This is a genomic window from Streptomyces sp. NPDC002306 (assembly GCF_053593435.1).
Map to the genome: position 1 here is coordinate 1 of NZ_JBSFCK010000054.1, position 23,520 is coordinate 23,520.

Annotated in this window: 28 protein-coding genes, 5 tRNA genes and 7 pseudogenes; 16 read left to right on the top strand and 24 right to left on the bottom strand. The window is 65.8% G+C overall.

The window, feature by feature from the left end; translation table 11 throughout:
• Together ACWCQK_RS38205 and ACWCQK_RS38210 are read right to left on the bottom strand one after the other, a co-directional pair.
• Window positions 1–168 (bottom strand): annotated as a pseudogene (locus ACWCQK_RS38205) (IS1380 family transposase); the annotation flags it as partial.
• Window positions 169–253: 85 nt separating this feature from the next.
• Window positions 254–538: pseudogene (locus ACWCQK_RS38210) on the bottom strand (hypothetical protein); the annotation flags it as partial.
• A gap of 43 nt (window positions 539–581) precedes the next feature.
• Here ACWCQK_RS38210 and ACWCQK_RS38215 point away from each other — a divergent pair.
• Window positions 582–803, top strand: a complete 222-nt coding sequence (locus ACWCQK_RS38215; protein ID WP_451163258.1) for a hypothetical protein — start codon at window positions 582–584, stop codon at window positions 801–803.
• A 307-nt stretch (window positions 804–1,110) separates the two neighbouring features.
• A complete protein-coding gene (locus ACWCQK_RS38220; RefSeq protein WP_451163260.1) occupies window positions 1,111–1,845 on the top strand; it encodes a hypothetical protein in 735 nt (244 codons plus the stop codon).
• Window positions 1,846–1,982: 137 nt separating this feature from the next.
• Here the strand turns inward: ACWCQK_RS38220 and ACWCQK_RS38225 are convergent, their stop codons facing one another.
• A complete protein-coding gene (locus ACWCQK_RS38225) occupies window positions 1,983–2,201 on the bottom strand; it encodes a hypothetical protein (protein WP_451163262.1) in 219 nt (72 codons plus the stop codon).
• A 151-nt stretch (window positions 2,202–2,352) separates the two neighbouring features.
• Between ACWCQK_RS38225 and ACWCQK_RS38230 the strand changes: the two genes are divergently transcribed.
• Complete coding sequence (locus tag ACWCQK_RS38230) at window positions 2,353–3,321, top strand: hypothetical protein (protein ID WP_451163264.1); 969 nt, start codon at window positions 2,353–2,355, stop codon at window positions 3,319–3,321.
• 221 nt (window positions 3,322–3,542) lie between these two features.
• Here the strand turns inward: ACWCQK_RS38230 and ACWCQK_RS38235 are convergent, their stop codons facing one another.
• From ACWCQK_RS38235 to ACWCQK_RS38255, 5 genes and pseudogenes are all read right to left on the bottom strand, one after another.
• Window positions 3,543–4,091 (bottom strand): IS1096 element passenger TnpR family protein, encoded by a 549-nt coding sequence (locus tag ACWCQK_RS38235; RefSeq protein WP_451163266.1) that lies wholly within the window; start codon window positions 4,089–4,091, stop codon window positions 3,543–3,545.
• Window positions 4,092–4,390: 299 nt separating this feature from the next.
• Window positions 4,391–5,023, bottom strand: coding sequence for an NAD-binding protein (locus ACWCQK_RS38240; protein WP_451163268.1), 633 nt, complete (start codon window positions 5,021–5,023; stop codon window positions 4,391–4,393).
• Between the two features lie 101 nt (window positions 5,024–5,124).
• Window positions 5,125–5,373: pseudogene (locus ACWCQK_RS38245) on the bottom strand (NAD(P)-binding domain-containing protein); the annotation flags it as partial.
• A pseudogene (locus ACWCQK_RS38250) lies at window positions 5,370–5,675 on the bottom strand (enoyl-CoA hydratase/isomerase family protein); the annotation flags it as partial. The pseudogenes ACWCQK_RS38250 and ACWCQK_RS38245, both read right to left, overlap by 4 nt.
• A pseudogene (locus ACWCQK_RS38255) lies at window positions 5,659–5,904 on the bottom strand (helix-turn-helix domain-containing protein); the annotation flags it as partial. The pseudogenes ACWCQK_RS38250 and ACWCQK_RS38255, both read right to left, overlap by 17 nt.
• 72 nt (window positions 5,905–5,976) lie before the next feature.
• On the opposite strand from ACWCQK_RS38255, the gene ACWCQK_RS38260 reads away from it, so the two are divergent.
• Complete coding sequence (locus ACWCQK_RS38260) at window positions 5,977–6,360, top strand: hypothetical protein (RefSeq protein ID WP_451163270.1); 384 nt, start codon at window positions 5,977–5,979, stop codon at window positions 6,358–6,360.
• 286 nt (window positions 6,361–6,646) lie between these two features.
• On the opposite strand, the gene ACWCQK_RS38265 is transcribed toward ACWCQK_RS38260, so the two are convergent.
• Entirely contained in the window at window positions 6,647–7,408 is a 762-nt protein-coding gene (locus ACWCQK_RS38265; protein ID WP_451163272.1) for a hypothetical protein, read from the bottom strand.
• A 713-nt stretch (window positions 7,409–8,121) separates the two neighbouring features.
• Complete coding sequence (locus tag ACWCQK_RS38270; RefSeq protein WP_451163274.1) at window positions 8,122–8,550, bottom strand: hypothetical protein; 429 nt, start codon at window positions 8,548–8,550, stop codon at window positions 8,122–8,124.
• Between the two features lie 130 nt (window positions 8,551–8,680).
• Here ACWCQK_RS38270 and ACWCQK_RS38275 point away from each other — a divergent pair, with 130 nt between their 5' ends.
• The 3 genes from ACWCQK_RS38275 to ACWCQK_RS38285 are packed head-to-tail and all read left to right on the top strand — an operon-like array spanning window position 8,681 to window position 10,000.
• The gene (locus ACWCQK_RS38275) at window positions 8,681–8,911 is read left to right on the top strand and encodes a hypothetical protein (RefSeq protein ID WP_451163276.1); all 231 of its coding nucleotides are present in this window, start codon (window positions 8,681–8,683) and stop codon (window positions 8,909–8,911) included.
• Window positions 8,912–8,967: 56 nt separating this feature from the next.
• Complete coding sequence (locus tag ACWCQK_RS38280) at window positions 8,968–9,342, top strand: hypothetical protein (protein WP_451163278.1); 375 nt, start codon at window positions 8,968–8,970, stop codon at window positions 9,340–9,342.
• Window positions 9,299–10,000 carry an alpha/beta hydrolase gene (locus tag ACWCQK_RS38285; RefSeq protein WP_451163280.1) on the top strand — a complete coding sequence of 234 codons (702 nt, stop codon included), beginning with the start codon at window positions 9,299–9,301 and terminating at the stop codon, window positions 9,998–10,000. The genes ACWCQK_RS38280 and ACWCQK_RS38285 overlap by 44 nt, the downstream gene beginning before the upstream one ends.
• On the opposite strand, the gene ACWCQK_RS38290 is transcribed toward ACWCQK_RS38285, so the two are convergent.
• From ACWCQK_RS38290 to ACWCQK_RS38300, 3 genes are all read right to left on the bottom strand, one after another.
• The gene (locus tag ACWCQK_RS38290) at window positions 9,984–10,859 is read right to left on the bottom strand and encodes an IS5 family transposase (protein WP_451163282.1); all 876 of its coding nucleotides are present in this window, start codon (window positions 10,857–10,859) and stop codon (window positions 9,984–9,986) included. The two genes, ACWCQK_RS38285 and ACWCQK_RS38290, sit on opposite strands and share 17 nt — an antisense overlap.
• Window positions 10,860–11,695: 836 nt before the next feature.
• Window positions 11,696–11,771, bottom strand: a tRNA-Cys gene (locus ACWCQK_RS38295).
• Window positions 11,772–11,814: 43 nt separating this feature from the next.
• A tRNA-Ile gene (locus tag ACWCQK_RS38300) sits at window positions 11,815–11,888 on the bottom strand.
• Between the two features lie 75 nt (window positions 11,889–11,963).
• Here ACWCQK_RS38300 and ACWCQK_RS38305 point away from each other — a divergent pair.
• The 3 genes from ACWCQK_RS38305 (at window position 11,964) to ACWCQK_RS38315 (ending at window position 13,621) form a co-directional block, all read left to right on the top strand.
• A complete protein-coding gene (locus ACWCQK_RS38305; protein ID WP_451163284.1) occupies window positions 11,964–12,599 on the top strand; it encodes a hypothetical protein in 636 nt (211 codons plus the stop codon).
• An 81-nt stretch (window positions 12,600–12,680) separates the two neighbouring features.
• Window positions 12,681–12,866, top strand: coding sequence for a hypothetical protein (locus tag ACWCQK_RS38310; protein ID WP_451163286.1), 186 nt, complete (start codon window positions 12,681–12,683; stop codon window positions 12,864–12,866).
• A 68-nt stretch (window positions 12,867–12,934) separates the two neighbouring features.
• Window positions 12,935–13,621, top strand: a complete 687-nt coding sequence (locus ACWCQK_RS38315) for an SUKH-3 domain-containing protein (protein ID WP_451163288.1) — start codon at window positions 12,935–12,937, stop codon at window positions 13,619–13,621.
• Between the two features lie 51 nt (window positions 13,622–13,672).
• Here ACWCQK_RS38315 and ACWCQK_RS38320 read toward each other — a convergent pair.
• The 7 genes and pseudogenes from ACWCQK_RS38320 to ACWCQK_RS38350 form a co-directional block, all read right to left on the bottom strand.
• A tRNA-Gln gene (locus ACWCQK_RS38320) sits at window positions 13,673–13,744 on the bottom strand.
• 36 nt (window positions 13,745–13,780) lie between these two features.
• Window positions 13,781–13,869, bottom strand: a tRNA-Leu gene (locus tag ACWCQK_RS38325).
• Window position 13,870: 1 nt separating this feature from the next.
• Window positions 13,871–13,946, bottom strand: a tRNA-Trp gene (locus ACWCQK_RS38330).
• 669 nt (window positions 13,947–14,615) lie between these two features.
• Window positions 14,616–15,038 carry a hypothetical protein gene (locus ACWCQK_RS38335; RefSeq protein WP_451163290.1) on the bottom strand — a complete coding sequence of 141 codons (423 nt, stop codon included), beginning with the start codon at window positions 15,036–15,038 and terminating at the stop codon, window positions 14,616–14,618.
• 57 nt (window positions 15,039–15,095) lie between these two features.
• Window positions 15,096–15,665, bottom strand: a complete 570-nt coding sequence (locus tag ACWCQK_RS38340; RefSeq protein WP_451163292.1) for a hypothetical protein — start codon at window positions 15,663–15,665, stop codon at window positions 15,096–15,098.
• Window positions 15,666–15,910: 245 nt separating this feature from the next.
• A complete protein-coding gene (locus ACWCQK_RS38345) occupies window positions 15,911–16,228 on the bottom strand; it encodes a DUF6973 domain-containing protein (protein ID WP_451163294.1) in 318 nt (105 codons plus the stop codon).
• A 139-nt stretch (window positions 16,229–16,367) separates the two neighbouring features.
• Window positions 16,368–16,436, bottom strand: a pseudogene (locus ACWCQK_RS38350) (hypothetical protein); the annotation flags it as partial.
• 301 nt (window positions 16,437–16,737) lie between these two features.
• Between ACWCQK_RS38350 and ACWCQK_RS38355 the strand changes: the two are divergent.
• Complete coding sequence (locus ACWCQK_RS38355; RefSeq protein WP_451163296.1) at window positions 16,738–17,235, top strand: hypothetical protein; 498 nt, start codon at window positions 16,738–16,740, stop codon at window positions 17,233–17,235.
• A 270-nt stretch (window positions 17,236–17,505) separates the two neighbouring features.
• Here the strand turns inward: ACWCQK_RS38355 and ACWCQK_RS38360 are convergent.
• Window positions 17,506–17,853, bottom strand: a pseudogene (locus ACWCQK_RS38360) (helix-turn-helix domain-containing protein); the annotation flags it as partial.
• Between the two features lie 147 nt (window positions 17,854–18,000).
• On the opposite strand from ACWCQK_RS38360, the gene ACWCQK_RS38365 reads away from it, so the two are divergent.
• Window positions 18,001–18,228, top strand: a complete 228-nt coding sequence (locus ACWCQK_RS38365; RefSeq protein WP_451163298.1) for a hypothetical protein — start codon at window positions 18,001–18,003, stop codon at window positions 18,226–18,228.
• 133 nt (window positions 18,229–18,361) lie between these two features.
• Here ACWCQK_RS38365 and ACWCQK_RS38370 read toward each other — a convergent pair whose 3' ends face one another.
• Window positions 18,362–18,913, bottom strand: coding sequence for a hypothetical protein (locus ACWCQK_RS38370; protein ID WP_451163300.1), 552 nt, complete (start codon window positions 18,911–18,913; stop codon window positions 18,362–18,364).
• A 93-nt stretch (window positions 18,914–19,006) separates the two neighbouring features.
• Between ACWCQK_RS38370 and ACWCQK_RS38375 the strand changes: the two genes are divergently transcribed.
• The 4 genes from ACWCQK_RS38375 (at window position 19,007) to ACWCQK_RS38390 (ending at window position 21,768) form a co-directional block, all read left to right on the top strand.
• Window positions 19,007–19,777, top strand: coding sequence for a transposase (locus ACWCQK_RS38375; protein ID WP_451163302.1), 771 nt, complete (start codon window positions 19,007–19,009; stop codon window positions 19,775–19,777).
• A gap of 304 nt (window positions 19,778–20,081) precedes the next feature.
• Window positions 20,082–20,585 (top strand): hypothetical protein, encoded by a 504-nt coding sequence (locus ACWCQK_RS38380; RefSeq protein WP_451163304.1) that lies wholly within the window; start codon window positions 20,082–20,084, stop codon window positions 20,583–20,585.
• A gap of 297 nt (window positions 20,586–20,882) precedes the next feature.
• Entirely contained in the window at window positions 20,883–21,122 is a 240-nt protein-coding gene (locus ACWCQK_RS38385) for a transposase (RefSeq protein ID WP_451163306.1), read from the top strand.
• A gap of 85 nt (window positions 21,123–21,207) precedes the next feature.
• Window positions 21,208–21,768: a dihydrofolate reductase family protein gene (locus tag ACWCQK_RS38390; RefSeq protein ID WP_451163308.1), complete on the top strand. Its 561-nt coding sequence runs from the start codon at window positions 21,208–21,210 to the stop codon at window positions 21,766–21,768.
• Window positions 21,769–21,814: 46 nt separating this feature from the next.
• On the opposite strand, the gene ACWCQK_RS38395 is transcribed toward ACWCQK_RS38390, so the two are convergent.
• Window positions 21,815–22,723: a hypothetical protein gene (locus ACWCQK_RS38395; protein ID WP_451163310.1), complete on the bottom strand. Its 909-nt coding sequence runs from the start codon at window positions 22,721–22,723 to the stop codon at window positions 21,815–21,817.
• 64 nt (window positions 22,724–22,787) lie between these two features.
• A complete protein-coding gene (locus tag ACWCQK_RS38400; protein WP_451163312.1) occupies window positions 22,788–23,213 on the bottom strand; it encodes a hypothetical protein in 426 nt (141 codons plus the stop codon).
• Between the last annotated feature and the right edge of the window lie 307 nt (window positions 23,214–23,520).

A 23,520-nucleotide genomic window follows, 5' to 3' on the forward strand; every position in this document is an offset into this window, starting at 1 on the left:
ATGGACGGCCCGTGGCTTCCGCCACGGCGCCAGCGCCACGGATATCGCATGGTCGAGGCCGGTCCTGCGGGCCGTCTCCACCAGCAGGACCGAGCCGGCCTGCGAGACCACCTGACGGCCGTCCCCCTGGACACGGACACACGGGTACCACGCGGTAGGCTCTCTCACCTGGAAAGTGCTCTTCCCCTCGCAGCCAACAGGACCCTCAGCAAGTCCTATCGTTGCAGGTCAAGAGCACTTTCTGCGTTTCTGATCAGCCTGCGGACAGGCCACCTCGTGAAAGCGCGAGGTTAGCGTCTGCCCGAACAAGGGGAACGACTCGGTCAGCCTCGACGTCGAAGCCGAGCACCAGGTGTCCGTCATCGCCCTCAGGGGCCATCAGCACCGACTAGCCCAACCTCCGCCCGATCTGCCGAAGGAAGCCGCAGAGCACATCAAGCCGGTCGTGGCCCTGCAACTCCCGCAGGTGGACGTCGAAATCCGCTTCGTCGGCGGCAAAGAAACGGAAGATCGCCAACATATCGGCGGTCGGCCAAACCTCCGTCAACGACCAGGAACAGCTCGCCGAGGTCGACCACCGGATGAGCCCCGAGGAATGCCGGGCCGCGGCCGAACAGCAGCCGACCGCCCGGGAGATCCCCGTACACCTTCTGCAGCAGGGCGGCCATTTCTGCCTGGAGACCAGCTGGATGAAGTCGCAGGGAATGGCACCTCAAATCGTCTACTTCCGCCTGGTTAGCGTGAACTCCAAGACCAACGAAGTGGAGTTGGCCGCCACCGCCTGGCTCATCCCCGACGCCTGACACTGCCCCCATCAAGGCTGGAATGCCTCTGCCACACGCTCGCCTCTGTGGCCGGTGGTGGTAACGGTCGTCCCGGTGGAGTGCGGTCATGACGGCGACGTGCTGCTCTGGCATCCCCTGGCTTCGCAAGCGCCGCCTCATACTCCGCCGAGGGCAGATCCTCGCAGGACACAACGAGCCTGCGGCTGGCGGACCCGTTCCCCCGGAACACGGCTGCCGGCCATCACGATGCCGGCGTGCCTGTCCGGTCCTGGACGGCCACAGGGGTGGTCGATCGGGCGGGTTCATCCGGTGTGAGAATCACACCATGGTCACGGCCAGGCGCTGGTACGCCTCTTCTCCTGTGGTGGACGGTCTGCCGTTGCTGGCAGAACCGACGTTCTGGGCCGCCCACCTGGTCGACATGTATGAAGGCGCGCAGGTTGCAGGCTTCGGTATGGATCCGGCGGACGTCGAGGACATGCTGGAGCGCCTGTGCGACAAGGCAGCGTGGCCCATGTTCCGGATTCCGCTCGCAGGCGGGCACAGCATCGTCGTGCACTACAACAGCGGTGAGGAATACACCTCCACGGACTACTTCATCGTCCACCCCGACTGGCGGACCAACGACCTTGTCCTGGCCAGCACTGATGGGGACCGGATCGGCCCGGGCCTGTGCTGGGCCGAACTCGCCGCGCTGATGCCGGCGCCGGAGCACGCCGGGGACGGAGTCACCGATCCGCACGCCCGGCTGCTCCTTCTGCTCCCCGTCCTGGGCGACACGAACATCCCGGCTGAGGCCGTCACCCTGGTGCAGGAGGCGCTGACCGCTCAGGGCGCCCTGGACGACGACGGCGAGGCACTGGGCCGCCGGCTCCTCCAGGGGCACCCGATGTGGGGAGCCGCGCGCTGGTCGTTCGACGAGGACGAGCACGCCTGGATCTGCGCGGGCGAACACAGCCCACGCAAGGAACCACTGGGCGATCACCTGCCGCAGGCGCAGCGCCGGGCCCTGGATGCCTGCCTCACCCCGTTCGGCAGCATCGCCCGCACCCTCATCTGAGGACAGCCTGGCCGGCGCCGACGACGGCTTGAGCGTTGCCGGACGCAGAGAGTGCCAGAGTGCCGCCTGCGTGCATTTCGCGTTCCTGCGTACTCGCCTGGCCCCCGGTCCCGTCGGCCGGGACCGGACGCAAGGCCCTACAGCAGGGCTCCGGCTATGAGCGTGAGCAGCGCCGTGAGCACGGTGAACGTGCCGCCGAAAGCCATCCCGGCGCGCAGCAGCGCGGCCGGTGGCGAGGCTCCGTCCCAGTGGACCAAAAGGCCGGCGATGAGGCCGGCCAGGGCCGCGAGCAGGACCGCGGCGAGAACGGCGAGGCCGAGGAGGGCCGGGAGCAAGGGTGACGGCGAGTGGTGCATGAGGGTGTCCTTCCGGTCCGCGGGAGCAGCTCACGCGACGGTAGGACCGGCGGATTCGCCTTCTCCAGAACGCAGGCGCGCTCACGCAGCCGCGCACTACCGCGCAGCTGCGCGCCTGTTCAGCCGCCGCGTATCGCTGAAGCATGAGTGCATGAGCGACCACCAGGAACTCAAAGGACAGCTTCCGTTCCCCTATAACCAGGATCTGGGGAAGGTGCTGACGCACCTCGACCGGCGTACGCCCTTCAGCCGTGAGCGGCTGGCCAACGACCCGGTGACGGCCGCCTATCTGGCCGCTGCCATGCGTCTGGTCGCCCGCCACCTCGGACCCGACCCGGTGCGCACTCCCCTCGATCCGCACGACGGCAACTCCCTCGACCGGCCTCTGCTGAGTTTCCTGTCCCAGCGGGCCATCGCCGCGGAAGTCGCCGCCAACCCCGCTCCTTTCCCGCGTCAGGGCAACGTCTCGACCCTGCGCTCGAGGTGGAGGTCCCAGTCGGATTTCGTCGCCGACCTGATCAACTTCGTGATGTGGACGGGAAATTATCCTCCGGGCTTCTACGACCAGGTGGCTGCGGGCACGGAGCGGCTCCTTGAGGGACCGGACATGGTGGACGCCGTCCACGACCTCGCCTACCTCAATGTGCGGGACGCCGTGAGTCTTCCGGCGTTCAGGCTGGGCTTCGCGGCGATGGTTTCGGCGGAGGGAGACGACGTCATCGGGGAGGCGATCTCCGCGAGTTACGAGGGTTTCCTCGGGCCCTGGAAGGAGGTGTATGCCGCGTTGATGCAGGCCCGGCAATTGCAGCTGCGGCCGGGTATCACGCTCGATGACGTCGCCAACCTGCTCGCCGCCACGGTCGACGGACTGGCTCTGCGCAGCATCGGCGATCCCCGCAGCGATCTGATCGACCACGAGCGGCAGCGCTCCTTGCTGGGAACGATGGCTCTCGCCGTCGTACACAGCTGCTTCGAGCCGGTCGAGAACGCGGAAGGCACGGCTCTCGAAGAGGCCGTCCGGAGGATGGTGTACGGCCACGTGGGAGCTGGCTCCGGCAGCGACCCGTCACGCGCCGGTACCGGCGGCCGCCGCGACGGGCTCGACTCGCCCGGTAGGTAAAGGTCCGCAACGCGACTGCGTCCGAACGCCGCTGCCGGAAGGGAAGTTGCGGCCGTGGGACCAGGCCGCGTAGCCCTCGCGCCTCGCTCTCGTCGCCACCGTACGGGCGGCTGCCCGGGGCTCGTTGATCAGTGGCGAGTGGTTCTCGGCTGCGGCCCGCCCCGGTCCGTGCGGTGTCCGTGCCGGTTGCCCGCTGCCAGGCGGTCGTATGCCTGGTGTGATCACCGCCGGGGCCGGGATTCGCCCCACCCCGGCAGGATCGGCGGCAGGTCGCTCAGCCGGCGAGCCGGCCGTTTCGGCGGGGGCGACTCGCCGTCGTCGCCGTCCCAGCGGCGTGCGTACTGGTCCGGCAGGCTTCCCCAGCCCCAGGAGGGGACGGGCCGGTCGAGGATCTCGCCGAGTTCGTCGGCGGGGTCGATCCGCCTGTCGGCCACCGTGCATAGATGTGCCCAGTTGTCGCCCAGGTCGAAGACGTAGGCGAACTGCTCGCCGCCTTTCAGCCTGCTCAGCGTGGTGGCATGGCCGTCCACCGTGCCGTCCGGGGGCTCGCCGTCCCACCATTCCAGCGGACTGACCCTGGTTTCGTCGGACAGGGTGAACAGGTGCAGGTGTTCGAGATCCCAGCGAGCGGAGGCGACATCGATGGCGGTGGCGAGCTGGGCGAAGGAGTGCGTACGCGCGCCCGCGAAGACCCGGCCGGGGCGTGGCCACAGGGCCCCACCCTGTCCGGAGACCAACTCCACCCGGATGGAAAGCCAGTTGCGCCCCACGCTCACAGCTCCTTGAACACCGAACCCGCCGGTACGAGCCGACCCTACTGAGTACGCGGGCGAGGAGGAGCCCAAGGCGCGTGCTCGCGGGCGCGGAATCGGCCTTCCCGCGGGCGGGTACCAGCCGCAGTCGCGGTAGCGTCCGTCGCGTGAACGCCCTCGACGCTCTCGTCCGTCTCTGCCGCCGCCCGCCGATCCGCCGCCCTCGGTGGACTGGGCGCAAGCCGAGCGCGCCCTCGGTGCGGCGCTGCCCGCGGACTACAAGCAGCTCGTCGGGGTACGGCGGACGTTGAGCGCGTTCAGAGCCCGGCCGGTTGAGGGAGAGCAGTGCGGTACGTCCCTTGCGTTCGACGAGGATGGTCTCGTAGTCGCCCGTGGTCTGACTGCTCTCCGCTCTGATTCCGGATGGTGCGTACGATGCCGGAGAAGTCCTCCGCCACGCCCACCCGTTCGGCGTAGTCGGCGTACAGCTCAGCAGTTCGGAGTCCGAGTTCGGCGCGGACACCGCCCGCGCGGACCGCGTTCGCGGCGAGTCCGAGGTCCTTGGCCATGAGAGAGGCGGCGAAGCCTGGCCGATAGTCGCGGTTGGCGGGGCTGGCCGGAACCGGTCCTGACACCGGGCAGTTGACGCTCAGCTCCCAGCACTGTCCGGAGGCGGTGGAGGCGACGTCGTACAAGGCCTGGTGGGACAGGCCGAGGCTTTCTCCGAGGACGAACGCCTCACTGACGGCGATCATGGAGACGCCGAGGATCATGTTGTTGCAGGTCTTGGCAGCCTGCCCGGCGCCGGGGCCGCCGCAGTGCACGGCCTTCTTGCCCATGGCCTCCAGCAGCGGGCGAGCGACGGTGATCTCGTCTTCTCCCCCGCCGGCCATGAAGGTGACGGTGGCTGCCGCGGCGCCGACGACACCGCCGGAGACCGGGGCGTCCAAGGCACACATCCCGGCCGTGGCGGCACGCTCGTGTGCGGTGCGGTGCGGGCGTGTGCGGTGCGGGCGTCGGCCACGTCGATGGTGGAGCAGTCAACGAACAGGGTGCCGGGGCGGGCAACGGTCAGGATCTCATCGTAGAGCCCCAGGACATGGCGACCCGCGGGCAACATGCTGACCACGACGTCCGCGTCCGTGACGGCGTCCGAGGCGGTGGCGGCAGTCTCCCGAGCGGGGCCCGGGGCGACCACAAGGTCGTAACCCCGCACCCGATACCCCGCCTTTGCGAGATTGGCCGCCATGGGCGCGCCCATGTGTCCAAGTCCAATGAACGCGACGTTCCAATTCGCCAGATCACCTCCTCGGTGGTGTCGTCGGGTCCGGCGAGCCTCAGTTCCTGCTCGCCGAGTGAAGTGAAGAAGCGCTCGATATCGGCGTCGGCGACCTCGGCGAGAGTCTGCGGCGTCCAGCACGGGTTGCGGTCCTTGTCGATGACCTGGGCGCGGATACCCTCGACCAGGTCGGGCGCGGTCAGAGCCCGGCGGGTGACGCGGTACTCCTGGTCCAAGACCCGCTCCAGCGGCCCGAGCCGCCGGGCTCGGCGCAGGGACGCCAGGGTGACCTTGAGCGCGGTGGGCGACTTGGCCAGCAGGGTCTCGCACCCCGAACAGCGGGGCGAGCTGGCGCATGGTCAGGTTCGTGCGCCAGTACGCGGCGACCAGCAGTGCCCGATCCTCCAGCGGAGGGCTCCACGGCCGGCCCTTGCCGACCGCGTCCGCGCCCTCACGCCGCAGAACCGTCACCAGTTTCCCGAAGGTACGCGGGCTCAGCCCGGTGAACGGGGCTATCCAAGACGACTCCGACGCCGTGATCACACCCGCCACACCGAGATCATTCCAGTTGCCGACGCTGCCCCATGTCCTCGATCCTGTGTGCCCGGCAAGCAGGGAGGGCACTTGGGGCTGGTTCTTTTCCCGGGCGACGGAGACAACAGCAGTCCGGATGTCTCCTGGTCCTACAGCGGCTTTGCCGCGTTCCGGCGGCGTCTGGCCGAGACCGAGGGATTCGCCCTCTCCGAGATGTGGGGCTTCGGCGGCGAACGCCCGTGGACCCAGGTGTCCACCGCTCTGGAGCCACTCCTCGATCATCCGGATGTCGGCGGTGACGACCTCTCGCCTGCCGAATGCGCCTCGATTCTGGTCAGGTTGGAGGCGATCACCGACCAGTGGGCACAGGAGGGCAGCGACCAGCTCCTCCAGCAGCACATCGAGGACGCTCGCCAGCTGGCGAGCGTCCTGCGGCTCTGCATCGAGAAGGACGTCCCGCTGGCCTTCCTCTGAACCCCACCGACCACCAACGCACTTACTTCGCTTTTATCCCTGCGCCCTGATTGTGGACGGTTGGCTGGGTGAGGTGCGAGACATGGAACGGCCATCGCGGGACTCTCCAGGTAGGTGAAGACCAGGGGAGGGTGCGATGGCCGTCGCTGTCAGTGGGCTCGGGGCGGGGGCGGGGCGTCAGAGCAAGGCCAACCGGGTTGGACGAGGGTGCGGATAGGGCCACCTTGCAGGACAGCAACGGTGCTACCAGCCCATGTCCGGTGAATTCCTCCAGGAGGCACGTGCGCTATCCAGGAATGACGTCAACATTATTCTGCGACAGAATCTCAAGAAACAAATCGAATTTGGAAATCGGGCCGCCAGCGATATCCATTACTGCAGACAAGGAAGAACGCGCGACAGAAATGTTCCGCCAAATCAGTCGAACCGGGGCACCTTGGAGATAATCCTCGAGAGACTCTTCTAATTCGGTAAAACTCTGCCCGATATATCCTCCTGGGCCACGGAAAGCCTCGCCAATCGCGCAGAAGAAACTCGCGACATCCTTGATTTCATCACCTCCCATAACGATCTCTCGAGGGGGAACCGAGTACTCCCCCTTGGTAGCAGATTCGACGTACCTGAGCCCGGCTACTTCTAGCCAAGCTTCACGGGATCCGACCTGAAGCGTGCACCATTCACCACGCCGCGGTCGGGAAACGCGGAACCTGTCCCACAACGTGCGGGCCTCGGCATGCGGCGGCAACCCCGTTTGTGCCGTGACGACTAGATATTCCGGCGTATCTCCGACCACTAGCTTGGCACCCCACAGCGGGTAGCGCCCCATGGGCCGACCTTCGGTGTCGAGGACAAGGATCTCGATGTCACCCCTAAGCGTCTCGATCGGAGCCTCTAGGGTTGGCCGCACGAGCCTGAAGGTGACTCGGGCGTTCTCGGCTTCAAGGAACGCGCCGAAGTCGTCGTCGCTGTAGCGCCCGACAAAAAACCCTTCCAGATCGCAAGCGAATATGAATAAGTCGCTTTCCTCGAACCGGACAGAATATTTCACCAACAACGTCGCCCACTTTCCACCGGGAACACGTCGAATCAACAGGGAGGAATAACGGTGATCTTCTTGTGCTTGACGTTCGGGTCCGTGTAGCCATACTCCCCAAAACGGTTCGGACCGACGATCCTGTACGTATTGCCCTTCCCGGGAACCTCCCATTCGCGCGAGCCCTGGAAACCCGACTGCGCGCGAGGACCCTACTTGGCCGCGTGCCTCGCCGATTCGCGCCCTTGATAAAGCTTTTGAGTAGGATCCGTGAGGCTGACCGTGCGTGGGGTCCCCTGCCCGGACTTAATCCTTGCAAGCTCGTCTGTAGCCCACCCAGCAACGTTGTTGTCGTTGTGACCAGCACCGGCGTTGCGCCAGCGAGCACATAGTACGTGTGCAGGTCGGTGACGGTGAGGTTGTACATGTGCTTGTAGGCATGCTGCTCTGTCCGACCCCATCCTCGCTGGTGGAACACATGCCGGTGCCGGGTGAGTGCACGAAGGTGCTTCTTGTACCAAAGCAGCTTTCCGAAGTAGTGCCCGCCGACAACACCGATCGCGACACCACCTGCTGCGCCGAATGCCTGGCGGTACCGACCGTTGACAGCGAAACCTCCGGCACGCGCGCCTCCGCAGATGGTCCCGGCCCGTCCAGGGGCCCAGCTCGCGCACCGGTTGATCCACTTGTTACCGGTGACCCATCGTCCGCCACGGAGTGAGCAGCAATCACCGCCTGGGCGCACCCCACCACTTCTCGTGATGGTGATGGACGCGATTCCAGTCCTCATCAGAAGCATCGTCGGGCACTCCTACGAGCATCGATTCCGCTTCGTCGCGTATGCGTTGCACCTGAGACGCGTTCAGGCTCCGGCAGCTCCACAGCAGTCCAGCCATTTCAGCTACCCGTGGATCGTCAGGCCGCGATGGTTCGGGCAGTGCGACGCCGGCGATGGCGGCGAGGTCACCAGGCGGGATGCTGAGAGCGGACTCGAAGCCCGCCACCCGGTCCGGGGTGAGCGGAACGCGGCCCCGTCCGATCCCGCTGATCGTGGAGGCGGCCAGGTACACGCGTCCTTCGGTCAACAGGGCCACCGTCTTGGCCGCACCGGTCAGGGAGTGGAGGTTCCGGTTACCGCACAATAGGTTGGCGAGCATTGCTCCGAAGCCCGCCTGCCCGGTGGCCGTGCTCGTCGTGCGGTCGGCCAGCTGTCTCGACGCGCCACATCGACGTGCCAGAGCTGGAGCTGCATTGTCAGGACTGGTTGCAGGACTGCATGGTGGTCACATGGAAAACACGACGTCCGACCGGTTCCATCTGGTGCTCGCCGTCGACGGCCGGCCGGTCGTCCAGGGCTGGTGGAGTGTGCCCGAAGTGGCGAGGAAGAATGCAACCGAGTGGATCGGTCTCAGCGCGGCGCCCAGCGCCCACGTCACCCTCGTCGACACCACGACCGGGAAGACGATGACGGAGTGGCCGACCCCGCCGGTTGACGAGCACCGCCTGCCCGACCGCTGACCAGGCAGCTGCGGGACGTATCATCCTGCCCTCGAACCTGCCGAGGGGGACAACTCATGAGCGACACCGAAATACCGGCGCCGGGCCCGACAAGAACGCAACCAGACCTCGGAGTGATCGTCACGACCGCGGTGGTCATCGTCCTTGTGGCGGGAGGTGCCTTCTGGGCGGGCCGGGCCACAGCGCCAGAATCGAGTACCGGGGCCACCAACTGCGTCTCGGTCGAGGCAGCGGCCGACCGGCTAATTCAGGAGAACACCGATGCTGCGGCCGACGAAGCCCAGGACGTGAAGACCCAGCTAGGCCGTGTATCGAAAGTGGATCACAGGCGAAGATTGACGTCTAGGATCGCCTTCTTCGGCAAGTTGATCCGGGGAGGCGACCCGAGTGACCAGCGCGGTTTTGGTTCACGGCCTGTATCACCAGCCTGAGCACTTCATCCGGGTTAGCGAAGGCCTGCGAGCTGCAGGCGTGGACGTGGTTACTCCCGAACTACATCGGGGCTCCTTGACCGCGGACACGGCGGCGGTGCAGGCCGCCGTTGACGCTCTGCCCGAGTCTCCCTTGGTTCTGGGCCACTCCTACGGAGGGTCCGTGATCACTGGTCTGCGTGGAGCCAGGCGCTTGGTGTATCTGGCGGCCTTCGTACCGGATGCGGGGGAGAGTGCAGCGGGCTTGGGCGGCGACTCCAGCCAGTTGAAATCCGCCATCGAGCCGCAGAACGACGGTTCTACGCGTCTTAATCCAAGCCGGGCCGTGGATGCGCTGTACGCAGATTGCCCTGGGCACCTGGCCGCTTGGGCAGCGGGACTACTACGAGTCCAGACGGCCGGCTGCGGGCGAGGAGTCCCGGAGTACCAAAGCTGGAAACATGCCCCTTCCACCTACGTCGTATGCGCGGAGGACCGAGCAATCGACCCCGGACTTCAGCACGTCATGGCCGCGCGTTGCGACTCCGTCCGCGAGTGGCAGACCGGGCACTCTCCGTTTGTAGGTCGGCCAGAGCTGGTCATCGACCTGATCCTGGAACTGCTCGATGTCTCGGACGCACCGGGCCAGGCAGACCAGGGGATCACAACCACTCATTGATGGCGGCGACGAGGACGGTTGCCTCGTAGCGGACGGCGAGTTTGTCGTATCTCGTCGCCACGGCGCGGTGTCTCTTGAGGCGATTGATGCCGCATTCGACCGCGTGCCGCGCCTTGTAGTCCTGCGGGTCGCACTTCGGCGGACGGCCGCCGCGCGAGCCGCGTTTCTTGCGGTTACGGGACTGGTCGGCCTTGTCCGGGATGGTGCAGCGGATGCCGCGGCGTCGCAGGTAGGCCCGGTTCTTGCGGGAGGCGTACGGCTTGTCAGCGCGCACTCGATTGGGGCGGACGCGTGGCCGGCCCGGCCCGATGCGGGGCACGCGGACCTTTGCCAGCACGGGTTCGAACTGCGGCGAGTCTCCACGCTGTCCTGCCGTCACCACGATCGACATGGGCTTCTGGCTCTGCTCAACTGCCAGGTGGAGCTTGGTGGTGAACCCGCCGCGCGACCTTCCCAGCCCGTGATCACGAGGCTCGGTGAAGATGCCGCCCGGTGGTTCCTTCTGCAGGTCGCCCTGCTTGCGGGCCCCAGCCGCGTGCTGGTGGGCGCGGCAGACCGTGGAGTCGACGCTCAGGTCCCACGTGATCGCACCATTCGCATCGGCCAGGGACTGGAGCCGGGTGAGGATCCGCTGCCAGGTGCCGTTCCGCTGCCATCGGCGGAACAGGTCGTAGACCCGGCTCCACGACCCATACTCGACGGGGACGTCCCGCCACGGAACACCGGTCCGGACCCGGAACCGTATACCGTCGATCAACTGCCGCCGAGGCCAGACAAGCGGCCGCCCCGCCCTGGCACCCTTCGGCAACAACGGCTCCAGCGCCGCCCACTGAACGTCCGTGAGATCTCCCCGACCCATGAACCGTGATCATTCACATCCCAAGATCCACTTTCGATACACGGCCTAGTAGGGACACTGATCAATCTGGTGCTGCAAAATCCGGGAGGCTTCTCCGCGTCGACGCAGGCGACGGCACAGACAACGAAGGACCGCATGGCCAGCCAGGACCAGTCGAATGCGGCAGCCCGTGCGGCACAGTGCCTCGATCCAGACCGGTGGGTGTCGATCTGCTGACACGCGTTGTCCGCGGCGCGCGGCTGAAGCCCCGACGGAGTGATGGGCACCGGGATCCGCTGTTGTCACGGGCGATTGTCGAACCCGTGCTCTGCCAGGTACGCCGCGGCGTCACCGTTCTCGCTGAGCCACGCCTCGCACACTCGGTACGTCTGGACAAGCGCCTTTCGTACCCAGTTCGGCGACGGCGACGATGTCGCTGGAGCAGGCGGCCCGCCCGTGCGCGGTGCAGATCAAGTCGCCTTCCTGCGGCTTCGCCGGTTCGAGCCGCATCAGACTGGTGATCACTCACTTCATATGGGCCATTTGCAGAGGCTAGCGTTCACGTCGCAGTCTCAGTACGGACATTGCGCGAAACGCTGCAGCACAACGCTGGCTCTCTCGGCGCGCGACAGTGCGAAGCAGTCGGCAGGCGTGGGCACAACGATGTCCTCTCAGGATGGCCGTAGCTGTCGTCTTGCCACTGCGCCTTCCCCACCTGCCATGATCATCACTCACGGGACGAGTCTTAGTCTGACCGACCTCGCGGAGCGGAACGCCCGCCACGTCGTCTGGCCGAAACGAGCCTCGGTGAGAGCCGGGCCGATGCCGAGCGCTGACGCCGGCGATGAGGGGAGCTATGGAGCGCCTGGACGGAATCGAACCGCCGTCTTGGGAGTTGCAGTCCCATGCCTAATGCCACTCGGCCACAGGCGCAAGAGACCAGCCGAATCCTACGAAAGGACGAGACTGGCACGGGTCGTCACGGGAGGACTTGAACCTCCGACTTCTTCCGTATCAGGAAAGCGCTCTAACCAACTGAGCTACGTGACGCGGGAACTGGCTATACGCCGGCGAAGTATGCGTCAGTCGAACTGCTGAAGGTTGATGAACAGTATGAATGTGCGAGTGATTGACCCGAAGAGTATCGATCTGGAGGAGTTCCTGACTTCATGGTTCGGGCTTGAGAGGGATGCTGTAGGAACTTTTGAGTCTGATCTGGCAGCGCTGCCCGAGGGGCTCAGGGGGTGGTTCGGCCTGATCTCGCGGTGGAAAATTCCGCTCAAGGGAGCGAAGACACTACTTTTGCCGTCCGATATGACCGAAGAAGACGGAAAGTATATTTTCATGGGGGATCATGGTGGGTGGGCCTGGGCGTTCGACCCGAATGCGCCACTGACGGTATATGAAGCGAAGGATGATGAGCCGTGGCGGTCCTTGCGTGCCAAGTGGGCAGAAGTGTTCTTCTTCCATGCGTTCACCGAGGCAATTGAAGTGGCGCCGGTGGTGACATGGTGTGCGGACATCTCCGAACGCGACCTGAGGGGAGTGCTCGACCGATTTGATGAGATTTTCTTCGCTGATAGTAGGTGGCCAGGGCCTGGGTGGCGATGGTATGCCACCAATGGGTTGATTGCAGACGCCGGCCCAAAGCGGGCAGCTCATGGGAGATTCGCGGTGACAATTGGTGCTAAATCAAAAGAGTTTGTAGAGCAGCTGGATTTGCCGAGCAGTGCCGAATGGCGAGCGCGCGAAAATCGCTAGACTCTTGGACGCAGTGGGAGTGATGTGAGGTCCATGACATCGATACAATCAGCACGCTTCGATTCTGGTCAGGAGCAACGCATGAAGAAGGCGCTCACCCGCCGAGTAGCACCGATTTTCCTGCTAATACAGGCCGCGTACCTCGCCCTGCTCGAGTTCGCGTTCGCTTTCTGGCGCCAGAAACTGGGGAACTCGACCACACTGAGCCTGCAGGAATTACCAGCCTCATCTACGCCGCTGTGGTCGGCGCCGTGTTCCTGGGCCTGATCGGAGGAGCCGTACTGCTGGGCTCCAGCCAGGCTCGGAATAGGACTGGTAGCCGCCCTGTGCGCGTCGTGTGGCTCGCACTGCTCGGGCTCGGCGAAATCGCAGTCGCCGGCATGTACCTCAAGTCAATCGTATCCGAATCGCTCGGACCGGATACGGTAATCGGCGTGCTCGCCATCGTCATAAGCTGCGGGCTAGCCCTATGCTGCTTCGACGAAGTCAGAGAAGCGATGCGCCGCACACGCGCCTCGATCTGCGTGCCAGCAGGGCGAGCCACGGCAAAGAACCCACGGCTCCGCCCGCATTGCGCGTCCTTCCCGGAGAAAGTGGAGAAAGTTCTGCGTGATGCCGGCTGGACTTGTGACCGGCAAGTTGACCCAGAAGCATGGTTGTCAGCCCTGGAGGCTGACGGCTTTCTTCAAAGACATCATGCAGTGAGCGCATTCCTTGCTGAATTCGGTGGACTCGCAGTACACATCTCTGGTTCCGGAATCAGCTGCGCCCGCGTGCCGTTCGTATTCGACCCCATGCTGTGCTTGGGCGAAGAGGATCGCTTCTCCGAGTGGAGCGGCGAAATCAAGAAGTCAATCTTTCCCATCGGATTGCTTGACGGACGCTTTTGCCTCGGAATTGATGAAGACTCCGAAATCTATCTGGTTGAGACCTGGGTGGCATCCTTCGGTCGCATGCCAGAAGCCATGAGCAACCTCATTCTCGGTGTCGAATCAACCGTCGTCCACGACGGCAGCGAATGAGGCTATCGGTACCGAAGCTGTCGTGCTCTGCTTCGCGGCGGCCGGACTGAGCTCCCAGACCAGGATTCGAACCTGGACTTCCGCGTCCAGAGCGCGGCGGGCTGCCAATTGCCCAATCTGGGAATGGACCATAACGGTCCCGAACGTGCATGGCACGTCTGGTGCGCTCGGCGAGAGTCGAACTCGCATGAACCTAAAGTTCACCGGTACCTGAGACCGGCGCGTATACCTGTTTCCGCCACGAGCGCGTGGCAGGGGCGGAAGGATTTGAACCTTCGTCTGCGGTTTTGGAGACCGCTGTCCTGGGCCGCTGGACGACGCCCCTATGCGGGAGAGACTCATTGAGTTCCCTGGTGCCGACGTCCCCCACGTAGTCGGCTTCGGCGCCCCATCCTCCGCGGCACCTTCCCAAATCTGCGACACTTTCCGGCTGAACAGGCCCGTGGCCCCCGTCGACAGCTGCATGTGCACAGGAAGCCGGTGTGCAGGACCGCGACGACACAACGATGACGTTGCAGAGACCGTGGCACGAGCAGTCGTGCACAGCACGCCGGCCGCGAAACGGTTCCTGAGTGCGACTTGCGGCCAACGTGACACGCGCACTGTGAGGTTGCACCTGACGTACCAACCGAAGGAGCGAACTCATGAAGAGCAGCAAGATATCGCTGTACCTCGTAGGCGAACGCAACGGCGTCGCGCTGGAAGAGAGAAGTGCTGGGCCCCAGAAGGCGGCGAAGGTCTGAGGGCATGGGCTACGCGTTGAATCCATGCCTTTCAACACCTGGCGCGAATGCCTCGGCGGCCTCCCGGTCCGAGAGATTCAGCAGGAACTGCAGCACGCCCACCGTGGCGAGTTGGGTCGGGGACAACCCGGGTCGACCGTCACGCGGGTACCAGGTGGCGAAGTCCTCGTCACGCCACAGTCCGTCCAGCCGGTCTCGCACCCACATCGCGGTCGTCCCCGCGGGATTGCTCGCCCGCGCCACCTGCGCGGTCAGGGAAGGGACTTGCTCACCGGAACGGGGGCGCAGCGATACCGACTCACCTCATGCGACGAACGACTGTGAAAACCAAGCCGATCCTGCCCGACGACCACACCGTCCCGCCTACGAATCCCAAGATCCCCCACGGAGTCGCTCATACCTGCATGGGGTGTCTTGTCGGCCCTGACTCGGTCCGCTCGCTTGCGTAGCCGCCCCAAACCGATCCGGGGCACTCGCATCGCTTCCAGGACCGCCTCGAACCGTGGGAAGTCACCCCGCAGGCCGGCCGTGATCACCACGGACAGCGGCTTCTGTCCCTGCTCGACAGCGACGTGGATCTTGTTGGTCAGGGCGCCGCGTGACCGTCCGAGACCGTGGTCGGCCGACTCGGCGGCGATCCCGCCCTGCGCCTCCTTCTGGAAGTCCCCCGTCACTCCAGGGCAGGGTGGGCTGCGGTCCGCCCTGCCACCTGTTCGTGAAGTCCCAGGCGGTCAGTCGAAACAGCCGGTTTTCGCCCCGTCCGTCTCGGAGCCGACCTCTATCTCGAATCCGGAGCCCGAATCGAACTCCGGCCCGGCGTCGTAGTCGTACTCAAACTTCAGGTCGCTGGCCGTGATGAACTGCACGGTCAGCAGGAGGGCTTCGCCGTCCCCGCCTTTGGTGAAGCACAGTCCCGCCGTTGTTTCGGGGGTGTTGGGATCTGAGAGGTTGTGCTGTAGTTGCCAGCCGTCCGCCTTGGCGGTGGTGCGGTAGAAGTCCACGACCTTCTGCCGGGAGCCGGGGAAGGCGTAGACGCGCGCGGCGTACAGCCAGGCGTCGCCGGTGTCGTCGATGCAGCGCGAGTCAACCGAGTCGAGCCCCTCCAAGGCGTTCGCCCCTTCGGGGGTGGAGTTCAGGATCGACTGAGAGCGCAGGTCCTTCAGCCGCGCCGCCGTGTCGTCACATGTATTGAACGGGGACAGCGCAGAGCAGCCGGTCAGGCCAGCGGTTATCAGGGCGGTGGCCAGGAGCAGCGCAACGGGCAGGGCGAGCGGCCGGATGGGGCGCGTCGGCAGTGGCATGGAGTCTCCGTAAGTTGTCGTGAAGGGGTCGGAGGCTGGGGGCCGGTCCAGAGGTGAATCAAGGATGAGCTCGGGGACCGGACGACGCGAAGGCGGGAAGGCGGGAACCGGCCGGTGGTGGCACGCGGGTGCCGGGGCACGCCCTCGAAAGGGCCTGCCCCGGCACCCGCAGGCCAGGTCAGCGGGTCAGCGGGTCAGCGGGTCAGCGGGTCAGCGGACGCAAGAGTCCCATGACCGCTTTGGGATCACTTCTTCAGGTACCCGTTGTTGTAGAGCCAGCTGTCGGCGGAGTACAGGTATTGGAAGAGGTAGCCGCGATTGGCGTAGTAGCGCATCCAGGACCGGTTGTAACTGATGGCGACGAAGTTGCGCGCCACCCGGTTGTTGTACTGGTCCTTCTGGGAGTCGATGCTTGTCTGTCCGTACTCGTGGGCGTCGCCCATCCGCTTGGCGGCACGCCAGCCGAAGAAATAGGTGGGCGCGGACATCCAGATGAAGTGCCGCAGGGCGTTGTTCCAGGACTTGCTGCCGGGGAGCTTCCACAGCAGGACACCGGACAGCATCGTCGCGAAGGCGCAGCCGCCCGACCCCAGGTACCTGCAAGCCTTGGCCTCGCTCGTACTTCTTGCGCCAGGCCGAGACATGGCCGTCCAGGTCGAACTGGTTCACCGGGTCGGCGTTGGCGTAGTCGTAGGCGTTGGCGCTGCCGCCCCGGACCGGGCCGAGGGACAGGAAGCCTCCGGTGGCCGGGTCGTACAGGCGGGCGCCCATGAGCTTCAGCCCGGTGACGGTCTCCGGCGAGCGCTGGTGCGCGTCGAGCCAGTTGTGGCGGGTTGCCGCCTGCCCTGCCCGGGGTTGCCAAACTCGTCGGCGTCCAGCACCGCCGTGCCGTCCGGCAGTTGCAGGGTGATGTCGCCGTGCAGGTTCGCCAGTTGGAGGACTCCACCGGGTGCCGTCGCCGAGGTAGTCGATCTTCGTTGGCTCCTCCGACGTAGCGGGTGGTGAACAGCACGCTGCCGCGGAGTTCACCGGCAGCACTGGCGCGACTGGCGCCTCTGACCCGGTCGGCGTCGTGGTGGACCGCAACGCCGACGGCGCGTCCAGCGAGAGTATCGACCCCGGCTCGGTGAACCTGCTGACCGGTGACTACACGCTTCTTCACGACCGTGCTGGTGGTCCGGCCGACTCTGGTGAAGGTGACGGTGGAACGGCCTCCGGCCGGTGCCGTGGTGTCGACCTCGTCGGCACCCGGACCCCTCGGGTCTCCCCGGCGCTGAAGACCGCGTATTTCCAGTGGCCGCGCGGTGACGCCGACACCTGGGCGGACATCCGGCCGGCGACGTGTCGCGGCGAGCGAGGAACCCTCATTGGAGGCGGGTACCTGGTCGGGTGGATCGCCCTGAACCAGGTGTCGTTCACCGGTACCGAGATCGACAACCGCGTCACCGACGACTCCCCGTCGGCGCCGCTCTACCGCCCCCGTATCTCCAGTATCCAGACCAAGACCGGCGAGTCGATCGCCATCGAGTACAACTCCGCGCCGAGCGCGGGCAAGACGCGCCCGGGGTGAGCGTCGCGCGGGAGACCTTGAGCAGCATGCCGGGGCCGGAGGCCGAGCTGGAGCCCGCCTCGCCGCAGGCGAGCAACCACGGCAGCTGGCCCGCGGGCGTGAGCGAGGTGACCCGGCCGGCCGAGTCGGTCGCCGCCAGGCTGCTGTCCGGGCCGAGGACGATTGCGGAAGCCGAGTCGCCGAAATATGACGCGCTCTACCGCTACGCCACGCGCATCACTGGCTTCCACGCCTCCCCCGACCCCGTCGGCAGGGGCCGGTCGATCAGCTTCGCAGGCGGGCCAGTTTGTAGCGGGTCAGGACCCGGTGGACCGTGGACGGGTTCAGTCGCAGCAGGTAGGCGATGCGGGCCGGTCCCCAGCGACGCAGGACGCGGACCTTGATGATCCGCCGCTCGGTGCGGGTCGGGGTGCGACGCGGACTCGTGTGCGGGCAGCTGGAGCGGTCGGCCATGCCCGCCTCGCCGAGTCGGCGGTAGCGGTCGGCCCATCGCTGGGCGGTGGTGGGTGAGACCTGGAAGCGTTCGGCGGCCCGGCGCAGCGGCCAGCCGTCCTTGACGACGCAGCGGGCCAGGCGCCGGCGTCCGGTCTCGGTCAGGGGTGCATTATGGTGGGGCACGAGGGCCTTTCGTCGTTCGGTGCAGATGTCGCAATCCACACCGAACCCGGAAGGCCCTCACTCATTCAAGATCACTCTCCAGTGATCGCTGTCACCAACCTCCATGGACAGAACAGGTAGGGCTCGGGCTGGCTTACCTTTAGCGGCGTGCTTCTCTCCTCTGCCCCGCAGACCAACGACGACCCGATAGCCGCAGGCTTGGGCTTCCTCGTCATCGGCACGCTGGTGCTGGTCTTTGCGTTCCTTGCTCGGCGCAGGAGATGGAAGGTGATCCAGGAGGAGGGCCCATGGTCCTTTCGGGCAGGCCAGGCACAAGGCGCCGCTGCCCTCGTGGTCGGTCTGGCCATGCTGGTGTACGGCGCTGCGACCCGCTGAACCACTCGCCGTAAGGTCCCAATGGCTCCGCCTGTCGCGGCTGAAGGCCTTACGCATTTGCTGCCCCATAAGGGCTGTCCCGCAATGATCTTGGCTCCGAGTACGGAGCAACCCCGAAGAGCTGGCGAAGTGCTCAGCTCGTGGTTCGCGAGGTGTCCAGGGAACTGGCGAAGTCAGCGAGCGTGTGGAAGTCGTTCTCCCGTAGGCCGATTCGCGGGTTGACGTGGTGCAGGAGCCCGGGCCCTTGATGGTGGGCGGTCACGTACGTCTGATCCAACTCACTCTGCTCGTCGTCCACCCAGGCGAAAGGGCGGCCGCCTGCGTAGTCCACCAGCGGCCCGGTCTTCCAGTGGACTCCATCAGGGCGTTCTTGGAGTAGGACGTCGCCGAAGTTGACGAAGGGAAGTTCCGGAAGGCCGAGGACCGGTGCGATCCACCGGTTGGCGTCGTCCATCCATGTAGTGGCCCAGCACAGCTCGAAGCCGAGCTGCAGCAGGGTTCGTCCGTGCTCTGGGTTCAGCCAGACACGTAGGGGGCGTCGTCGGGACGATAGGCCCCTGTCGTCCTCACGGGCGTCGTTCCGGGGAACTCTGAGTGTGGTGTAGCCGTCGGGACGCTTCTCCGGCTTGGCCGCGTAAGGATTGAGTGGTCCGTCCACGTCGAGGAACAGCAGCGGATGGTTCACGGTTTCCCCCGGTCTTGCTCACTGTGGACTGCCCCGATCAGCGTAGCTGCGGGATTGTCTCGGCATGGGGCCAGCCTTTGTGATGATCACGATGTGGCGAGTGTGATCACGGCATCGGAGCCGTCCTGGATAGCCCCGTTCGCGGGGCTGAGCCCGCGCCGCTTCAGCAAGCTGCTGACCATGTTGCGGCGTGATGGAGCAGATGCGGTCCACCGAGGCCGGCCGTGGAGTCTGCCGTTGGAGGACCGGGTGTTGCTGGTCACGGCTTATTGGCGTACCAATCTGACGTTGCGGCAGCTCGCTCCGCTGTTCGGCGTCTCGAAGTCCACGGCCAGCCGAGTCATCAACCATCTCGGGCCCCTGCTCGCACTCCGCCCCCGCAAGCGGTTCGCCAAGGACACCGTTCTCATTGTGGACGGCACCCTGGTCCCCACCCGAGACCACACCATCGCCGAGCGTTCGAAGAACTACCGGTACTCCACCAATCACCAGGTCGTCATCGACGCCGACACCCGCCTGGTCGTCGTGGTCGGCCGGCCGCTCGCCGGGAACCGCAACGACTGCAAGGCATGGGAAGAATCCGGCGCCAAGGCCGCAGTCGGCAAGACCCTCACGATCGCCGACGGCGGCTACCCAGGAACCGGACTCGTCATCCCGCACCGCCGTGAGCGCGGCCAGACCGAACTCCCGGACTGGAAACAGGAACACAACACCTCCCATCGCAGGGTCCGCGCCCGCGTCGAACACGTCTTCGCCCACATGAAGTCCTGGAAGATCCTTCGTGACTGCCGCCTCAAAGGCGACGGCGTTCACCACGCCATGCTCGGCATCGCCCGGATGCACAACCTCGCCCTCGCGCAATAGCTTCGACAGGTGGCACGGTGACCCGCTGTGCCCGTGGCGACCCAAAGATCTTTACGGGACAGCTCTTAGATGCGAACCATGGGCACGACGGTCACTGAGGTCTGCTGGGCACGCCAGACGGTCGCTCAGGGCCGGTGGTGGTCGGGGCTGATCGCGATGGTTGCTGTACTTCGCTGCTGTACCGGGCGCCGTCGTTGTTCAAGCCACTCGCCGTGCACATCATCCCGGAGCTGGCGGGTATGGTGCAGCCGCGATCAAGCATTGGGTTCGGGGAGGGGCTTTGGGAGCGAAGACGGGTCTGCCCGTGTACTCCGACGACGACGTGCCGGACCAATTGCGACGGGTGAGGTCGGCGTACCTAGTGCAGACGACAGGTGAGAGCAGCACTCGTCGTCGCTGCGTGGCGGCTGTTTCGGCCCCCGCGCGGCTTGTCGCGATGACGGCCATGTTCTTGGTGGTTGGAGGTTGCGGCGTGCTGGACGATCCGGTCAAGGACCGCTGGGAGTCCAGAACTGAGTTTTCAAGCTGTGGCGAGGTGAGATTGGCTCAGGGTGAGGAGATGCAGAAGCAGGCCGTTCGGGAAATCGCCTGCCTCCGGCGAGCCCTCAAGAGCGGTGAGGGCGCAGAACTGAAGGTGGCTTTTCCCACTGTGGAGGGTGACCCGATTCGCGAGTACTACCGCCTGACGCCGCAAGCCACGCTTGAGGTGTACACCGACAGCACGGGTGACCACTACTCGGACCAGAAGTGGTCGTTCGCTGAGTGCTACACCCCGGAATGGTTGGCTGAGATTTCCTGCGATCAATGACCCGGTCAACGCGATGAGGCCGTCTATGGCCTCCTGCCGACCGACTGAAACGCGCATCAGACGCTTTCAGGCTCGGAATTGGCAAGGCCGGGATCATGCCAGCCAAGTCCGCAGCCGTTCTCTTCCCCAACCCACCACTCGCCCCAGCTCCCCATCCCGTCCGCCGTCGACCCACACACCGTGGAGCGGGCGTGGTTCATGGCGTCCAGGTGGAGCGCGCCACTGTACGAACGACTCTAAGGATTGGTCGTGGCATCGCTCGGCGGTCCCTGATGCCTTGACACCACCAACAGGGCCTTGACTTCGTGGCATTGGATGCTGGACGCGGTGTTCTATCTGGTCGACAACGGCATCAAGTGGCGGGCGATGCCCGCAGATTTCCCGGCGTGCGGCCAGGTGTATGCCTTCTCCCGCCGTTGGCGCGACGGCGCGTTGGTCACCGAGCTGCACCACCGGCTACGCGGCCGGCTCCGCGAACGGGCCGGGCCGAACCGCCGGAGCCGCGGCAGTCCCAGACGCAGCCCTTCGCAGCGATGACCGTGCCGTTCGCCCGGCATTGTCACAGGCGCGGGCTACTGTGCTGCGGGACACACACGTGGCCCCGACCTGGGAGAAGGCCCGCATGGCCAAGTTGATCTACATGTTCAATGTGTCCCTGGACGGCTACATCGCCGACGCGGACGGCAATTTCGACTGGGCGGTACCGGACGAGGAGTACTACTCCTTCATCAACGACGTGCTGCGGCCGGTCGGGACATACCTGTACGGACGCCGACTGTACGACATGATGGCTGTCTGGGAGACCGACCCGTCCATCGCGGGCCAGTCGCCCGGGGCGCGGGAGTTCGCGCAGATCTGGCAGGCGGCCGACAAGGTCGTGTACTCCAGGACGCTGGAGTCGGCCTCCACCACCCGGACCCGGATCGAACGGGACTTCGACCCCGAGGCGGTTCGGCGGCTGAAGGCATCTTCCGAACGTGACCTCACCGTCGGCGGGGCCGCCCTCGCCGCCCACGCGATCGCCGCAGGGCTGGTGGACGAGTACCACCTGTTCGTCGGCCCCGCCGTGCTGGGCGGCGGCAAGCCCTTCCTCCCCGACGGGGCCCGGCTCCGCTTGGAGCTCCTGGACGAACGCCGGCTCACCAGCGGCGTGGTCTACCTCCGCTACCACACCCAGCCGTGAGCACCCGGTGTCGCCGGGCCGGGGCGGATCGGGTGCGCCGGAGTGCTCAGCCGGTCTGTCCCTGGAGGACCTGGCGGGCGATTCTCCGCTGCCTGTCCCGCAGCGCGGCGCGGTCCTTGAGCACGTCGGGGTGATCGTCAAGCCAGCGCTGCTGCATCACGGCGAGTCTGGCGTAGGCGGTGCGCAGGTATCCGGTGTCCTGCTTGCAGTGGACGTCCGCCTTGGTTGCGGGGTGGGTGCGGATGTCCGCGTCGGGCGGCAAGGCTCTGATCAGGTCGAGGGGGTCTTTGGCCTGGACGCGGTGGGTGAGCATGCACTGCCGCCAGCTCTCGTTCGCCTTGCGGAAGAGGGAGTCGTGCTTGAGCCACTTGAACGCTGTCTGCTCCCCTTCGTTGAGCTGCATCCGCAGTTCCGTCCACCGCACCCGGCCGTCGCCCAGCATGTGCTTCTCCGCCTCGGCCTGGCAGCCGCTCGCCGGCATGGTCACCGTGAGCAGCTTGCCCTTGACGGAGATCTCGTTTCCGGGTTTGCCGTAGAGGGCGCGGTTGAAGGCCTCTCCTTGCGGCTGCTCCGGTGGCGCCTGCGTCTGGCTGTCCGCCCCGACTTCTTCGAGGGTCTCGAGACCGAACGGAGTCGGGCGGGACACCGCCGCGTCACCCGCCTTCGCCACGGGAGCGGGCTTGAGGGTGAATCCGCGCCCGGCCATGCAGGCGACGAGGACCTGTTGCTGGGCGGTCGCGATCTGTTCGCCGCTCTGGGTCCAGGCGTAGAGCTGGGCGTAGATCGGCGGACGCAAGCCTTGTTCGGCCAGTGCGGCCGGGGACAGCGGACGATGGGGCCGGGGTTCGGGGTCTTGGGCCCTCGCGTCGGCGAGCGCCCAGATCGATGCGCCCACAGTGGCGGTCAGGACGCAGGCGGCGATGTGCCGGCGAGTGCCGTGGAAACTCAGTGCCATGTGAATCCTGTCGAGGTCCGGAACGTGCGGGCCCGGCTTGCGCCGGGCCCGCCGTTCACCGAGGTCAGAAGCAGTCGGTCGACGTCCGGCCCGGGAGCGTCAGACGGCTGGCCCGGTTCCGGAGGTCGGAGGGCAGCGGATCGCCGTTCTGCCTGCCCGGCTGGTCGACGGTGGAGGCGGAGTTGACGTAGTGACCGGGGTTCAGGCAGAACAGGAAGCCCGTTCCGTTGGCCTTGTCCCAGTAGTGGCTCTCATAGTTCCCGGTGCTTGAATTGCTGGCCGACCAGACGTTGTCGTCGACCATGCGGTTCTGACCGACCCCGCTCACGTTGTATTCGTCGAAGGTGTCGTTGGAGAAGTCCGGATCGGAGTTGAAGAATGACTGCCGTGCGGAGTTGATGTCGGTGTAGAAGACGCAGTGGTTGCCGGAGGCGCAGTTGGGGCCGGCGACCGAGGGGGACGCGCCGACCAGTGCGAGCGTGGCGGTCATGACGGCCACTCCTGCGACTGCCGCGAGCTTTGTACGCATGTGCTGTCCTGCCTTCCCAGTGAACCGCTGATGGGTGTTCTGATCGCTTCCCGAGCTGAACCCGAGCTTCACGCTGTGTCCTTTCGCGTTCTCTGCGACTCCGACGTCATCTCCACGGCGGGGGGTGCCTGTTGGACTGGTCGGCGTCGTTCTGGATGGGCGCACCCGTTCCTTCCTTGATCGGAGGGGCCCAAGAGCCAGTGGGCCCGGTACGGGAAGCGATCGTTGTGAGACGCGGTATAGGACCCGTATAAGTCCTGATGGGGAT

Coding starts and splice junctions, on each gene's coding strand:
- ACWCQK_RS38220 (WP_451163260.1), top strand. CDS start 1,111: ATGGTCACGGCCAGGCGCTGGTACGCCTCTTCTCCTGTGGTGGACGGT.
- ACWCQK_RS38290 (WP_451163282.1), bottom strand. CDS start 10,859: ATGGGTCGGGGAGATCTCACGGACGTTCAGTGGGCGGCGCTGGAGCCG.
- ACWCQK_RS38390 (WP_451163308.1), top strand. CDS start 21,208: ATGGCCAAGTTGATCTACATGTTCAATGTGTCCCTGGACGGCTACATC.
- ACWCQK_RS38275 (WP_451163276.1), top strand. CDS start 8,681: ATGGAAAACACGACGTCCGACCGGTTCCATCTGGTGCTCGCCGTCGAC.
- ACWCQK_RS38310 (WP_451163286.1), top strand. CDS start 12,681: ATGAAGAAGGCGCTCACCCGCCGAGTAGCACCGATTTTCCTGCTAATA.
- ACWCQK_RS38395 (WP_451163310.1), bottom strand. CDS start 22,723: ATGGCACTGAGTTTCCACGGCACTCGCCGGCACATCGCCGCCTGCGTC.
- ACWCQK_RS38280 (WP_451163278.1), top strand. CDS start 8,968: ATGAGCGACACCGAAATACCGGCGCCGGGCCCGACAAGAACGCAACCA.
- ACWCQK_RS38340 (WP_451163292.1), bottom strand. CDS start 15,665: ATGCCACTGCCGACGCGCCCCATCCGGCCGCTCGCCCTGCCCGTTGCG.
- ACWCQK_RS38225 (WP_451163262.1), bottom strand. CDS start 2,201: ATGCACCACTCGCCGTCACCCTTGCTCCCGGCCCTCCTCGGCCTCGCC.
- ACWCQK_RS38270 (WP_451163274.1), bottom strand. CDS start 8,550: ATGCTCGCCAACCTATTGTGCGGTAACCGGAACCTCCACTCCCTGACC.
- ACWCQK_RS38230 (WP_451163264.1), top strand. CDS start 2,353: ATGAGCGACCACCAGGAACTCAAAGGACAGCTTCCGTTCCCCTATAAC.
- ACWCQK_RS38400 (WP_451163312.1), bottom strand. CDS start 23,213: ATGACCGCCACGCTCGCACTGGTCGGCGCGTCCCCCTCGGTCGCCGGC.
- ACWCQK_RS38345 (WP_451163294.1), bottom strand. CDS start 16,228: ATGCTGTCCGGTGTCCTGCTGTGGAAGCTCCCCGGCAGCAAGTCCTGG.
- ACWCQK_RS38215 (WP_451163258.1), top strand. CDS start 582: ATGAGCCCCGAGGAATGCCGGGCCGCGGCCGAACAGCAGCCGACCGCC.